Raw genomic sequence first — 13,760 nt, 5'->3', positions numbered from 1 at the left:
GCCTTCGTCCCAAAGAGTTTCCGGAAGGCTAGCAATTTCTCCTGACGAAGGCGACTTGCGCCTAGGAAGGAGGTTGCTAGTTCTAGGAAACTCGGGCGAAGCACGTTTCGACCATGCCGCCTAGGACGTTAGCTTGAGTAATATTTAAGTGAGTGGGGGAATTAAAAGATGAAGTTAATCGAAAAATTTGCTGATGATGTAATTGCCAGTGGAGCATACAAGCCACTTGACAAGATTTATGTAATGAATAAGATTCGTGGCTTTGTAGGCGATGAAGATGTTGATGGTAATGAGGACCAACCAGTTGTTGCCCAATTAGTTGATCTGGCTGTTAAGCGGGGTAAGATTGAGGATGGTCAAACAGAACGGGAAATTTTGAATGATCAACTTTATGACTTAATGACACCACGGCCGTCCGTTGTAAATGAAGAATTTTGGGAAAAGTACCAAGAGTCTCCTGAAACTGCGACTAATTGGTTCTACAAGTTAATGACATCAAACGATTACGTTAAGGTTGCGGCAATTAAGAAGAACATTGTGTTTGATCGGCCAACGAAGTACGGTAATCTAGAAATCACCATTAACTTGTCTAAACCAGAAAAGGATCCAAAGGCAATTGCAGCGGCTGCTCATGATACCAAGAAGAAGTATCCACAATGTGCTCTTTGTATGGAAAATGAAGGGTATAAGGGACGCCTAGGACAAGCGGCCCGGAGTAATCACCGGGTAATCCGGATCGTAGTTGGTGGTCACAAGTGGGGCTTCCAGTACTCACCATATGCTTACTTCAATGAACACTGCATCTTCCTTGACAGCAAGCATGAACCAATGCAAATTAACCGGCAAACCTTGATTAACTTAGTTGAAATTGAAGAACAATTGCCTGCTTACTTTGTCGGTAGTAACGCTGACTTACCAATTGTTGGTGGTTCAATGTTAGCCCATGAACACTACCAAGGTGGTCGCCACAGCTTCCCAATGATGAAAGCAGAAATTAAAAAGCCACTCCACTTTGACGAATACCCAGACGTTGAAGCCGGAATTGTTAATTGGCCAATGAGTGATATTCGGTTAACTAGTGCGAATACCACTGAGTTAATTAACCTTGGTTCCCACATTATTGATGTTTGGGATCACTATGATGATGAAAGTCTGTCCTTAAAGGCATTCGATGGTGATATTCGTCACCACACGGTAACCCCAATTATGCACCGTGATGGGAAGAAGTTCGTCCTTGACCTTGTTTTACGGGACAATAATACTAGTGACAAGTACCCACTTGGTATCTTCCACCCACACGAAAAGTTATGGCACATCAAGAAGGAAAATATCGGTTTGATCGAAGTTATGGGACGGGCAATTTTACCAGCTCGGTTAAAGGACGAATTAGCGGAAGTTAAGAAGTTCTGGTTAGGTGAAGCAAATAATATTGCTGACAGCCACCTCTCATGGGCTAAGGAAATTGCCGAAAAGATGGACATCAATGCTGACAACGTTGACGAAATCATGGAACAAGAATTGGCAAATGTATTTGCTAATGTTCTCGAAAATGCTGGTGTCTTCAAGGATGATGAAGCCGGAAACGCTGGTTGGGATCGTTTTATTGCTCAATTATAGTTCGGTCTAGACAAATTAGCGGTAATCCAGGTAAAATAAGTTCTAAAATGGGAAGGGGTGATTACCATGGCAGCAACGTTACGTGATATTGCCAGTCGAGCTGGTGTCTCTATTGCAACGGTTTCGCGAATCTTGAATAATGATTCGACGCTTTCTGTTAATGAAAATACTCGACAACGAGTTTTAAGTACTGCAGAAGAGCTAGATTACACGAAGCATAAGCGGACGCGGAGTGACCAAGTGCAACGGGTAGCAATTGTTCAATGGTATTCGCTTACCCAAGAACTTGATGACCTTTACTATATGGGAATCCGAATGGAGATTGAACGTTCTGCTCAACAACGCGGGATCCAAACAGTGCCAATTTATCAAAACGACTTAGAGAAGATTCCCCGGAACGTAACGGGAATTATTGCAATTGGTAAATTTAGTGATTCGCAAGTGCAAGAGTTAAAACTAGTAACTAATAACATCGTTTTTGTTGATTTCGATAGTTTAGCTGCGGGGTATGACTGCTTAGTACCTGACTTTGAGAATGCTGTCCATACTGTTATTAACGAGTTCTTGGATGAAGGGATTCAGGACATTGGAATGTTAGCCGGAACAGAAATGACAACGGACAATGAAGTCGTTCCTGATCTACGGCGGCGGTATTTTGAAGCTGATTTACGGCAGCGCGGTATTTATCATCCGGAATATATGTTTGCCGGTGATTATACGTCAATGTCGGGCTATCGGGCAATGAAGAAGGCAATTGAAGAGCTTGGTGACAAGTTGCCTCACGCAATCTTTATCGCTAATGATCCAATGGCCGTTGGGGCACTAAAGGCTGTTCAAGAAGCCAAAATTGATATTCCTAATCGTTTGGCAATGATTAGTTTTAACGATACGGCAATTGTAAAGTATGTTTATCCAAGCATGTCAGCAATTCATGTCGGAACTGATGAGATGGCCCATGCAGCTGTTGATGCAATGGCTAAGCGACTTGCTCATCCAGCAAATGACCCTTGTAAGACGGTTGTTGGAACCCATTTGATTAAGCGACAGACGACGAAATAAGAATAAGCAAAGCTAGCCCAGAGCGAGATCCGACTCGCTCTGGGCTATAGCTCTTTCTATATTAATTTTTGCGATTCTAAGTATCCTTTTAACTTCTCTAAGCCATATGCTAGCTCGTTAAGAGAACTAGTAGCGGAAAGTGAAACGCGAAGGAAAGTACCTGTTGCTGAAGCATTTATCTTAAAACGATCAGAACTAAAGCAACGAATAGAAATGTCTGCCAATCCTCTCTCGATTTGTTGGCCACTTATTTTCTTCTTGATAGGAAGCCGTCTAAAAAATGCAATATCAGTTAGGTTGGTTTTTGGAGCATCAGTAAAAATGCTATCGAATAGCTTGTTAGATTCTTTTGCTAGTGACATCTTATGGTCGATTATTTTGTAAATAGTTTGGCTATTGATTGCTTCGGTCGCGATCGCGCTATTGAGGGAAGAAACTTTGACTACCGTATTGAAGAAGCCGTTCTCAATTTGCTGTTTATAGGCTTGAGGAAAGGCGAGATAGCCGATGCGTAATCCTGATGCGAGCACCTTTGACATGCTACAGATGTAAAAGGTTTGGTCAGGAAGAAGCTGCATTAATTTTGGCGGTCTTTCATGATTATTTCGACTTAGAAAGCTTAGGTAATCATCTTCAATAACCTTAAGGTGGTGCTTTTTAGCGACTATTGCCAGTTCGTTGCGGCGGGTAGTGTTTAATGTTATTCCCATGGGATTGCTATATTCGGGCATTAGGTAGAGGCCAGTTAAATTATTATTTTGACATTTACGTTCGAGATCAGTTGGGTCCATCCCATACTGGTCATTTTTGATTGCAACTAACTGGATATTATTAAGCTGTGCAGTTGCGATTAGGTTGCCATAAGTAAATTCATCAACCGCTATTTTATCACCGCGTGAAAAAATGATCATGAGGAGAAGGGTTAACGAGTTCTCTCCACCAGCAGTTACAAGGACTTCTTGATTTGTGTGAAGCTCGACTCCCAGCCACCGAAGATAACTCTTAAAAGCCAGTTTATCTACTTCACGGCCAGTAGGAGAGTCATACGTTAAGAGCTGAGTGGCTCCTTGCTTAACCGTTTTTTTAATGACTTGATCCAAGAGGTGGTTTGTTTGTTCATATGAAGCAGCAAAACCTAGATCAATGGTATGACGTTGACGAGAATTAGCGGTTAGCGGATCGATCCCATTAGGACTAACGAATGTTCCTTTGCCATGAATCCCAAAGGTTAGGCCAAGTTGTGCACTCAGTTTATACGTTCGGGTGATGGTAGTGAAATTAATATCGAGAAAGTCAGCTAATTCTCTTTGCGGTGGGAGTTTAGTCCCTGGAGCAAGATCTCCGTTATTAATTGCGACTTTTAGTTGTTCTAGTAAGCTCTTATAAATTGGCCGTTGTAACTTACCCTTATCAGGGTACCAGGTAAGCTGATGATGGCTAAAGTCGTTAACTGGCATTCAAATCGCTCTCCTATATTGTAATACATACAATTAATCTCTTGTATGGATAATAAGGCGGAATTAAAATGAAATCAACAATATATTGTTGAAAAAATAGACTGAGAGTAAGAAAATCTTTCTTAACTCTCAGTTTATTTAGTTACATCAATAATTGGAACAAGGTTACTGCAACATGGCTAAGATCTGCTCGCCAGGAGCTTGCCAGAGTTAACGCTGCTACTGTAACCGAGTCAAAACGTGTTCGCCGTGACCGCAACCTCCGTCTAACTATCCCGTCCTTGATTGCCAAACAATCATCGTCCGGGATTCCTTAGGACTCGGCGGCTAATTCGTCACGGCTCACACTCTTTAATCTACGCACAACCTCTTTATCGCTTGAGCGTAGATTTCCATGGCTTTGAACATGTCTTTGAGGGGCCACTGTTCGTTGGCTTGGTGCATGTAGTCGGGAGTAGTTGGTAGCATTCCACCGAAGGCAACACAGTTATGCATTGTTCGAGCAAAAGTGGCACCACCGGAGATTTGTGGAGTAGCGGTAGTATCACCGGCTTGTTCCTTGTAGACATCCATTAAGGTTTGAATTAGCTTGCTATCCTTTGGAACGTATAGTGGAGCAACATAGTCAAAGTGAACGTATTTGAGATCGTATGGAGCAACTCGTTGTGCGAGCTTTTCCAAAAGCTTATCTCGATCAACGGTAACAGGAATCCGCAGATCAATTTGCATCCGGGTTTCCTTTTCGTTGATCTCAAGGCTGGAAATATTAATGGTCAGGTGACCGGATTCGTCTTCAACATCACCGAGGAGGTTAGTACCAGTGGCATCCTCCTTGAAGAGCTTGCCGATGAAATCAAGTGGCTTAAAGTCAAAGACATCATCTAGGGCGATTGCCAACCGAAGAACGGCATTAGTTCCTTGTGGAGCTAACATTGCGTGGACTGATTTTCCGAGAACGGTAATTGAATTTTCATCGCTGATATATTCAAAGCCATGCTTATCAAGGGCTGCCTTAACCTCATCCTGCTTTGGGCCATCATAAACGGCCTTGTCAGGGACAGCATTAAAGGCATTCTTTAAACTCAACTTAAATTGATCTGTTCCCGGTCCAACAAGGTAGGATTGCTGGAGACCCTTTTCGGCATAGATTAGTGGGAATTCCGCATCAGGTGAGATCCCGCTATTAATTTGGCTTTCCTTCTTGTTATACTGAGCAATTCCTCGCCAAAGAATTTCTTCATCAGTCCCGTAGATAAAGCGAATTCGCTGGTTAAACTTGTAACCATGGTCCATCAAAGCTTTAACAGCAAATAATGCGGCAATTCCAGGCCCCTTATCATCTTGAGAACCACGTCCGTAAACGGCATTGTTAACTACTGTTCCCTTAAATGGATCATGTTCCCAGGTCTTGGGATCGCCAGCAGGAACAGTATCCAGGTGACAAATTACACCAAAAATCTTGTCACCCTCGCCAACTTCAGCATAACCATAGTAACCATCGGGATCCTCGTAGGTTTTAAAACCAAGACGTTCGCAAATTTCCATCATCTTATCAAGGGCGTTCCGGATTCCCCGACCAAATGGAGCATCTTCTTCAGCAGCTTGATTATAAGAAGGTACGGAAATCAACTCTTCAAGAGCGTTGATAGCCTCTTGTTGTTCTTTTTCGGTAACTAATTGTGTCATAATTTAATTCCTCCTAGAGTACGGCAGCGATTCCTAAGAATACACAGGTAACGATGAATAGGTAGATCATCAATTTCAACATCCACTTCCACCAAATACTGATGTTAACGTGGGCGATTGCTAAGGCACCCATAACAATTCCAGAAGTTGGAGTGATTAAGTTGACCCAACCTGAAGCAGCCTGGTAAGCAGTAATAACTAGACTTCCAGAAACGTGGGCGAAGTGCCCAAGAGGACCAATAATCCCCATTGTTGCAGCTGCTAGTCCAGAAGTAGATGGAATTAAGAAGGACATTGGGATGTAGAAAATGTAGGTCAAAATAATAAAGATACTTTGCGAAAGGCCATGAAGACCCGTTTCACCCCAATGAAGGACGGTTCCCGTGATCATCCCGTTGTTCATTACAACTTGAATTCCTCGGGCAACAGCAACAATAATTGCGACGCTAAGGAAGTCTGCCATTCCGTGCATAAAGGCGTCGATAAATTCACTTTCTTTCATGTGGTAAACCCACATAATCAGGACTGACATAAAGAGGAAGAGCATGGTAATTTCGTTGAAGTACCAGGTTCCTAGTGGCACCATATCGTGACCGAGTAAATTGCCTAAGAATGGGATCCCTGTTAGCCATTTAGTAAAGCTGTCAAAGAATGTCCAGTGACTGTTTAGGTTAGTCCATGGAATTAAACCAAGAATCATAATTGCAAATGTAAGACCAAAGAGCCAAATAACTGCTTTTTGCCGTTTTGACATTTTGAAATTACCATCGTCAGAACGAACTTTAATTGCGAACCGCTTCTCATCCGCTGCTCGTTGTTTATAAACGAGTGATTTTTCAGGATGCTTTTCGATTACAGAAGCATAGTGGTAAACGTAGATGATACTAATAGTTGTCGTAATAATCAGAAGAAGAACCCGTGAACCTAAGCCATCACCTGGTGAAATATTTAATGTCTGTGAAGCAACTCCGGTAGCAAATGGGTTAACAGTGGATGCTAAACAACCAACTTGGGTCCCAACAAGGGCAATCGCAACGGCAACTAATGAGTCGAAGCCAACGCCCATCATTACAGGAATCAGTAATGGGTAAAAGGCAATTGTTTCTTCGCCCATTCCGTAAGTAGAACCACCAATGGCAAAAAGGATCATTAGGATCGGGATCAGTAATTTTTCTCGTCCCCTATAACGGTGAACGATTGAACTAATCCCTTCGTTAAGGGCGTCTGTCTTGTTTACAACCCCAAGAAAGCCCCCGATGACCAGAATGAATAGTGAAACTGAAATTGCTCCTTCAGTCTTTTTGTCACCAACCATTCCAATGACAGGCGCCATAAAGACGTCCCAAATCCCTTGAGGCTTACTAGCAACCGAACGATAGGTGCCAGAAATAATATTTCCAGCCTTGTTGGTTGCGTATGTTCCGGCTGGGATAATCCAGGTTAATACAGCAATAATAACAATGATAATAAATAGAATCGTGAACGCTGACGGCATATGGAACCGATGCTTTTTCTTAACTTCTTGCAAATTTCTCACTCCAATCCCCCAAAAAACTAATTTGCAAATCTATTCACAACCCTATTGTAAACTTCTTTGAAAGCGGCATCAATTGGAAATTAGATAGAGTGTGAGCCAGCAAAGGACTTGCGGAAAGCCAGCAATTTCTCCCGACAAAGGTGACTAGGAGAGAGGTCGTTATCTTGAGGGAGCTTAGGCTGAGCACGTTTAGAATATGTTGCCGCGAACTCTAGCAAGTCCCTGGCGAAACACGTTTTGACTCTGTTGCCGCAAACTCTAGCAATTCCCAAAATCAAAAGGCCAGGAACCAATCCTAGCCTTTTTCAAATTCAAATGATTATTCTTCAAAAACTTTTTTCCCAGCCATCCAGGTCTCTTTAACCCGAACAGTTTGCAGTTCGTCATGAGGAACAGTGAAAATATCCTTGTTGAGGATGACAAAATCAGCTGCCTTACCTGCTTCCAATGTACCGTTATCGTCAAAGCCGCCAATTTTAGCACCATCACGAGTATAGCCAAGAACTGCTTGAGGAACAGTGATTGCTTCATCGGCATTTACAATGTCACCATTAGCTGCCTTCCTGGTGACAGCGGCATAAATACTGTAGAAGGGACTGTCAGGTTCAGCCCATGGGGTACATGGTGCGTCTGAACTTAACCCAAGCATTGCCTTGGAATTTAACATTGTCTTTACCCGATATGCTAGCTTGAATTGCTCAGCATTCAAATAATGACGATATGACTCATCTTCAGCAAAGAAGAAGATCGGTTGAGTTACTAAGGCATACTTCATTTTACTGTGAGCAATTTCAGCGAACATTTCATCACTCATTAGGGATGCGTGCTCAATCCGTACTGATGGCATTTCATCAAGCCATGGATCGAGATCCTTAGTAACATCGATAACGGTTTGGATAGCCTGATCGCCCATCGCGTGAACAGCTAACTGCAACTTGTTTTCACGCGCCATATTAACGGCACGAGTTAACTTTTCCTTCGATGTAAGGCTGACTCCCATTTTGCCTGATGGGTATGGATCGGCATTAAATGCTGTCTCACCAGAAATACTTCCATCCATGAAAACTTTAATTCCGGCGACACGGAGTTTAGCGTCACCACTTGGTTGAAGTCCCTTTTCAGGATCAATTTCATCAAAGACATAGTAAATTGATGCCTTAGGGGCAAAACCACCCTTAACCGCGTCCTGGTAGAGCTTAAGAGAGGTATATGGCTTCATTCGCCCCATCATTTCACCAATTGCAACGAGCCCATTAGCAAGGTAGTGTTCGGAACTCTTAACCATGTTCTGGACGTCGCCCTCATAACTTTGAGCAGACTTAGCGCGAATTAAAAGCTGAGATGCAGCAACTTCCCGCATGAAGCCGGTTGGTCGGCCGTCAGCGAACCGTTCGATCTTTCCGCCAACTGGGTCAGGCGTATTTTCATCAATTCCAGCGAGTTCAAGGGCCTTAGAATTACCAACAGAAGAATGACAGTCTGAACGGTAAATAAAAATCGGTTGAGTAGTTGAAACGGCATCGAGATCGTCCCGGTTCGGACTCCGGTGCTCAGCTAATTTAGTTTCGTCAAATCCCCATCCTTCAATCCAGACATCTTCACCTTTGCCATAGGCGGGAGATTTACGTAGCGCTTCTTGCATCTCCTTAATGCTATTAACGTTTGGTGGAGTACAGGCAACCCCATGTAATGCGTCAGCGATGTACTTCGGGTGAGTGTGGCAATCAATTAGCCCTGGAAGAACAGTTTGCCCCTGGAGATCGACTGTCTCTCCCTCTGGAACGGGATCATTGCCAATCCATTTAACTCGACCATTTTCGATGATCATACTGTTAGCAAAGTGATCTTCTGAATCGCCAACAAAAATATGACCGTTAATGTAGGTTTTCTTCATAGTAAAATTACCTCTCTTAGTACTTGTAATTTAGGTGGTGGTGCAATTTGCTAAAGAAATGATGATCAGACCAACCAATTAGGTAACCTTGGGTAAGAATGTTGTAAACCGTCCCAAAGTTAACGGCAACTAACTGGTGGGTCTCAATTACTGAGATGATGATTAAAATAATTGGCGGAATATAACTTGTCCATTGTGACCAAACAGCGGAACCGTGCATAAAGCGGAACCGTAAAATATAAGGGAAATCATCGTTCGGATGCATAATCAGATTAGCCCGCTGGTAAAGAGAAACTGCAGCGGCAATCCCAAATAACCCAATAATATCGAGGATAACCCGGAGCCAAATGTTAAGCTCTGGAACGCCGATGTAGTTAAAAAGATCGGCAAACCCTTGAAGAATATAGCTAAAAGGAACGATGTAGAGGAGATTGCGGATTAGCCGAAAATAATCAAACCTTCTTAACAGAAGTAGATTTGTGATTGCAACAACTACCCCTTCAATTAGCAACATGTTTCCAAGTGACCAGTGGAGCCAATTGCTTAAATTGGCAGCAGAGGCAGTCCAGATTGCACTCCCCATGTTGGTGGAAACTGTGAGGCCGTTAGAACAGGCATTTAGGAAAATGGAAAATGCTAAAAAGCACCAACGACCGGTAAGGCTATTTGCCCATTGTTTGGTCAATTGTCAATTTCCTCCTTTGAAATAGACTATAGTAATATCCTACTTCTATTTACTCAAAAAATAAACCGCTTCCATTTAAATGGCAAATGAATAAATAACTGCTGATATAAAATAACTGTTCGTCTTTTGATAAAGAAAATTTAAATTTTACTAAGAAAAACCCTTAAAAATATGCTAAAGTAGAACAAGACATTTTTTAAGGAGTCTGATTTAAGGTGAAAAAATACCGAATTTCACGCCTAAGCATGGGCTGGCAAATTATGATTGGGCTAGTATTAGGGATTATCTGTGGGATGATCTTTTATCATAATACTGGTGCGATTAAGGTCATGCAGAGCTTAGGAACTATTTTTATTCGTTTGATCCAAATGATCGTTATGCCAATTGTTGTTTCTTGTTTAACAGTTGGAATTGCGAACATTGGTGATATTAAGAAGTTAGGACGGATAGGTGGGAAAACCTTAATCTACTTTGAAGTTTTAACAACAATCGCCATTATTCTTGGGCTAGTAATCGGTAACATTACCCACCCGGGAACGTTTATTGATATTCATAAGCTTCATGCTACTGATATTTCACAGTACATGTCGAGCGCTAAAACTGCTTCGCATAATAGCGGCTTCTGGGAATTGATCCTTTCAATTATTCCAACAAACATTTTTAAATCAATGTCTGATGGGGATATGATGCCAGTAATCCTATTCTCAGTTCTCTTTGGTTTAGGGATTGCCGCAGTCGGTGAGAAAGCCAAAATTCTTATTGATATGCTGAATGCGGTTGCCGAAGTAATGTTCAAGGCCACTAACTGGGTAATGAAGTTCGCGCCAATTGGGGTCTTTGGTCTGATTGGAATGACGATTGCCGAGATGGGAATTAGTGCGTTACTGCCATTAGGGTTGTTTATTGTGATTGCTTATATGACGATGATCATCTTTGTTGTGGTAATTTTGGGGATTACGGCCCACTTATTCCACTTGCGTTACTGGAAGACAATGCACGTTATTCTTGATGAAATTATCTTAGCCTTTACAACAGCGAGTTCTGAAGTTACGTTGCCACGTCTAATGGAGAAGACGCAAAAGATGGGTGTCAGCAAGGGAATTGTTTCCTTTGTTATTCCAACTGGGTATACCTTTAATCTTGATGGCTCAGCAATCTACCAGTCGTTAGCAGCATTATTCCTTGCTCAGGCATATGGGATTCACTTAACCTTTGCCCATCAGTTTACTTTATTGGTTGTCCTGATGATTACCAGTAAGGGGATGGCCGGTGTGCCAGGAGCATCCTTTGTTGTTCTTCTGGCGAGTGTTTCGACAATTGGTGTGCCGATTGCAGGATTAACCTTTATCGCTGGAATTGACCGGTTTGTTGATATGGGACGAACGGCCGTAAACGTTGTTGGTAATTCCATTGCAACTTTGGTCATCGGTGAATCCGAAAAAGAATTTAACCGTGACGAATATAATCACTACCTGGATACTTACGGTAAAAATTAGAGTGTGAGCAAGCTTCTGGCAAGCGGATCTCAGTTCTGATTAAAGAAGCCTAAGATTAGTTCAAAATGAATTTTTCACTTTGGACAAATCTTAGGCTTCTTTTAGAAGTGTTTAACGAAAATTTTGAGTGTTCTGAATTTGCCATCAATGATTGAAATCTGTGGCAAGACGCCACATTGCTGATAGCCACACCTTTGAAAAAGTTTTTGACTGGGAAGGTTGTTTTCGTAAACGTAAGCAATCACGGTTTTAATATCAAGGTTATCGGTAATCTGCTGATCAATGAACTTTAAAATTTGTTTTCCGTAACCACGTCCTTGGGTATCAGGAGCTAAATAAATTGAGATTTCAGCAGAAAATTGATAAGCCTGGTGTGGGTAGAACTGACCAAGTGAGCACCAACCAATGATTATTGAATTACTGATTACTACCCAGATTGGGAAACGATCATTGAAATGGTTAAGCCATTCTTGGCGGCTATCGATAGTGATAGTCATTTCATCGTCAGTGATGTCATGGCTTGGAACTGCACTATTATAAATTGCAACGATTCTTGGCAGGTCATTTGGAGTTGCTCGACGAAAACGAAGCATTAGTAATTGCTCCTATTCCTGGGGATCGCTCAGTTGAACGCCGCGGTGATCAACGCTGGTACTAAAGACAATTTGGGTACTTGTCTTGCCAAAACGTTGTTGAATATCATTAATGAAGTCATCAAGATCAGTCGTTGACGGGAAAACTACTTCCATTACTTCGGAAAAGTCACCGGTGACACAGTTACATTCAATGACGTTTGGAATATTCTGAATATAAGGATAAAATTCTTTCTTTTGTCGAGGTTCAAGTTGAACTTGAATAAAAGCTTTAACATGGAAGTTAATTTTTTCGAGGTTAATATCTGCTTGATAGCCCTTGATAATACCGGAACGTTCCAACTTGCTAATTCTTGCCGCAATTGCAGGGGAAGAGATGAAACATTCTTTTGAGAGATCCTTTAGGGACGCTCGGGCGTTTGTTTGTAAAATATTGACAATTTTTCGATCGATTTTGTCCACGTTAATTACCTCATTTCAATTAGATGCAAAATTAGAATTGATTAAGCATCCCTAATTAAATCTTAATATTATTTACCGTTGATTGTAATTGATTGCATGAAGCAAGTCAAATGCTTAATCAGTAGAGAATAATTGATAAAAGTGATAAATAATAATTGCATAGTTACAAGCACGGATTAATTAATGGTACAATAGTAGTTAATAAATGTAAGAGGTTGAACGGAGGGTTCGATTATGGATCAAGAATATGAAAACATCTTAGTCCCAATGGATGGCTCAAAGGAATCTGAATTAGCGTTGGGACGTGCAGTAGCGGTTGCTAAGCGTAATGGTAAGGCACATATTGACGTGTTAAACGTTATTGATACCCGTGCAATGGCTTATAATTTTGCTGGAATGTCTGATGGCAGTATTGCTTACCAACTGGTTGATAAGTCTAAGCAATACCTTGATGACGTTTTGAAGGGTGTTAAGGATAAGGAAAACTTTGATAATATTGATATCCACATTCGTTTAGGAAACCCAAAGACAATTATCGCGTTTGATTTTGTTCGGGATCACCATAACGGCATGATTATGATGGGTGCCAGCGGTTTATCACGGATGCAACGGGCTATTATGGGTTCTGTTACATCCTACGTTAAGCGGAATGCTCCCGTTGATGTTCTTGTCGTTCGTACGGCGGTGGATCAGGTAAAATAGAGTGCCTTTGCTCCAAAGAGTTTCCGGAAGGCTAGCAATTTCTCCTGACTGGATGCTGAAAGCATCTGGGAGGGAGTTTGTTGTCTATAGGGGCTTCCCTGCGAACATATTTCGACTTGGTTGCAGTAGAAGTACCAGATCTTGACTATGTTGCCAAGAACACATAACCCAATAAATAAAGAGTACGGAGTCAAAACCGTAATTCACTGAATTATAATTTTGACTTCGTACTCTTTTATGTTACTAAGCTTCACGATTTAATGAGGCACTTGACTGCATCAAGAAACATCCCAATTGCCATTAGATCCATTGCAAGCATCATCTTATTTGTAAATGTTAAGTACAGGACGATCGCCCAAAGAATAACGAAGAACCATGCGACAACTTTACTTTTAACCATCTTCACACCTCCGTTTTTGATTATAAAACAAAAAAGGCGGCTGAGAAAGTCGGTACTGTGCCCTGTCAAGTTTACACATTAAATAATAAAAATTAGTTGGCCTTGCCAAAGCGGTATTCCGCTGCGGTAAGGTCATTTCTCTTCGCTGAGATAAATTTTTCAGTGAAATAGG

Annotated in this window: 13 protein-coding genes; 4 read left to right on the top strand and 9 right to left on the bottom strand. The window is 41.7% G+C overall.

All coding sequences use genetic code 11. From position 1 onward, the window contains the following. Positions 1-168 precede the first annotated feature (168 nt). Both HUK49_RS04435 and HUK49_RS04430 read left to right on the top strand, forming a co-directional pair. Entirely contained in the window at positions 169-1,617 is a 1,449-nt protein-coding gene (locus HUK49_RS04435; protein ID WP_102167911.1) for a UDP-glucose--hexose-1-phosphate uridylyltransferase, read from the top strand. Positions 1,618-1,683: 66 nt separating this feature from the next. After that, the gene (locus HUK49_RS04430) at positions 1,684-2,676 is read left to right on the top strand and encodes a LacI family DNA-binding transcriptional regulator (RefSeq protein WP_191912810.1); all 993 of its coding nucleotides are present in this window, start codon (positions 1,684-1,686) and stop codon (positions 2,674-2,676) included. Positions 2,677-2,732: 56 nt separating this feature from the next. Here the strand turns inward: HUK49_RS04430 and HUK49_RS04425 are convergent, their stop codons facing one another. From HUK49_RS04425 to HUK49_RS04405, 5 genes are all read right to left on the bottom strand, one after another. Further along, entirely contained in the window at positions 2,733-4,133 is a 1,401-nt protein-coding gene (locus HUK49_RS04425; RefSeq protein WP_191912809.1) for an aminotransferase-like domain-containing protein, read from the bottom strand. A 351-nt stretch (positions 4,134-4,484) separates the two neighbouring features. Beyond that, complete coding sequence (locus tag HUK49_RS04420; RefSeq protein ID WP_191912808.1) at positions 4,485-5,819, bottom strand: M20 family metallopeptidase; 1,335 nt, start codon at positions 5,817-5,819, stop codon at positions 4,485-4,487. A 13-nt stretch (positions 5,820-5,832) separates the two neighbouring features. Further along, positions 5,833-7,314, bottom strand: coding sequence for a YfcC family protein (locus HUK49_RS04415; protein WP_413230864.1), 1,482 nt, complete (start codon positions 7,312-7,314; stop codon positions 5,833-5,835). 361 nt (positions 7,315-7,675) lie between these two features. Beyond that, positions 7,676-9,250: an amidohydrolase gene (locus HUK49_RS04410; RefSeq protein WP_191912807.1), complete on the bottom strand. Its 1,575-nt coding sequence runs from the start codon at positions 9,248-9,250 to the stop codon at positions 7,676-7,678. A gap of 16 nt (positions 9,251-9,266) precedes the next feature. Further along, on the bottom strand, positions 9,267-9,935 hold the full coding sequence (locus HUK49_RS04405; protein WP_191912806.1) for a YczE/YyaS/YitT family protein: 669 nt from the start codon (positions 9,933-9,935) through the stop codon (positions 9,267-9,269). Positions 9,936-10,150: 215 nt separating this feature from the next. Between HUK49_RS04405 and HUK49_RS04400 the strand changes: the two genes are divergently transcribed. Beyond that, positions 10,151-11,431 carry a dicarboxylate/amino acid:cation symporter gene (locus HUK49_RS04400; RefSeq protein WP_191912805.1) on the top strand — a complete coding sequence of 427 codons (1,281 nt, stop codon included), beginning with the start codon at positions 10,151-10,153 and terminating at the stop codon, positions 11,429-11,431. 101 nt (positions 11,432-11,532) lie between these two features. Here the strand turns inward: HUK49_RS04400 and HUK49_RS04395 are convergent, their stop codons facing one another. After that, on the bottom strand, positions 11,533-12,024 hold the full coding sequence (locus tag HUK49_RS04395) for a GNAT family N-acetyltransferase (RefSeq protein WP_191912804.1): 492 nt from the start codon (positions 12,022-12,024) through the stop codon (positions 11,533-11,535). A 12-nt stretch (positions 12,025-12,036) separates the two neighbouring features. Further along, complete coding sequence (locus tag HUK49_RS04390) at positions 12,037-12,486, bottom strand: Lrp/AsnC family transcriptional regulator (protein ID WP_003716441.1); 450 nt, start codon at positions 12,484-12,486, stop codon at positions 12,037-12,039. Between the two features lie 234 nt (positions 12,487-12,720). On the opposite strand from HUK49_RS04390, the gene HUK49_RS04385 reads away from it, so the two are divergent. After that, positions 12,721-13,188, top strand: a complete 468-nt coding sequence (locus tag HUK49_RS04385) for a universal stress protein (protein WP_191912803.1) — start codon at positions 12,721-12,723, stop codon at positions 13,186-13,188. Positions 13,189-13,438: 250 nt separating this feature from the next. Here the strand turns inward: HUK49_RS04385 and HUK49_RS04380 are convergent, their stop codons facing one another. Together HUK49_RS04380 and HUK49_RS11025 are read right to left on the bottom strand one after the other, a co-directional pair. Next, positions 13,439-13,588 (bottom strand): hypothetical protein, encoded by a 150-nt coding sequence (locus HUK49_RS04380; RefSeq protein WP_191912802.1) that lies wholly within the window; start codon positions 13,586-13,588, stop codon positions 13,439-13,441. Then, on the bottom strand, positions 13,581-13,760 hold a 180-nt coding region (locus HUK49_RS11025), incomplete at its 5' end, for a hypothetical protein (RefSeq protein WP_206705619.1). The genes HUK49_RS04380 and HUK49_RS11025, both read right to left, overlap by 8 nt.

This window comes from Limosilactobacillus portuensis, assembly GCF_014838735.1.
Classification (GTDB): Bacteria; Bacillota; Bacilli; order Lactobacillales; family Lactobacillaceae; genus Limosilactobacillus; species Limosilactobacillus portuensis.
The sequence above is the reverse complement of the archived record's forward strand: the minus strand, read 5'-3'. Positions and strand labels throughout refer to the sequence as shown.

Bases quoted from the DNA above. Each gene is read 5' to 3' on its own strand.
- HUK49_RS04410 (WP_191912807.1), bottom strand. From the start codon at position 9,250: ATGAAGAAAACCTACATTAACGGTCATATTTTTGTTGGCGATTCAGAA.
- HUK49_RS04415 (WP_413230864.1), bottom strand. From the start codon at position 7,314: ATGCCGTCAGCGTTCACGATTCTATTTATTATCATTGTTATTATTGCT.
- HUK49_RS04395 (WP_191912804.1), bottom strand. From the start codon at position 12,024: ATGCTTCGTTTTCGTCGAGCAACTCCAAATGACCTGCCAAGAATCGTT.
- HUK49_RS04425 (WP_191912809.1), bottom strand. From the start codon at position 4,133: ATGCCAGTTAACGACTTTAGCCATCATCAGCTTACCTGGTACCCTGAT.
- HUK49_RS04380 (WP_191912802.1), bottom strand. From the start codon at position 13,588: ATGGTTAAAAGTAAAGTTGTCGCATGGTTCTTCGTTATTCTTTGGGCG.
- HUK49_RS04435 (WP_102167911.1), top strand. From the start codon at position 169: ATGAAGTTAATCGAAAAATTTGCTGATGATGTAATTGCCAGTGGAGCA.
- HUK49_RS04430 (WP_191912810.1), top strand. From the start codon at position 1,684: ATGGCAGCAACGTTACGTGATATTGCCAGTCGAGCTGGTGTCTCTATT.
- HUK49_RS04420 (WP_191912808.1), bottom strand. From the start codon at position 5,819: ATGACACAATTAGTTACCGAAAAAGAACAACAAGAGGCTATCAACGCT.
- HUK49_RS04385 (WP_191912803.1), top strand. From the start codon at position 12,721: ATGGATCAAGAATATGAAAACATCTTAGTCCCAATGGATGGCTCAAAG.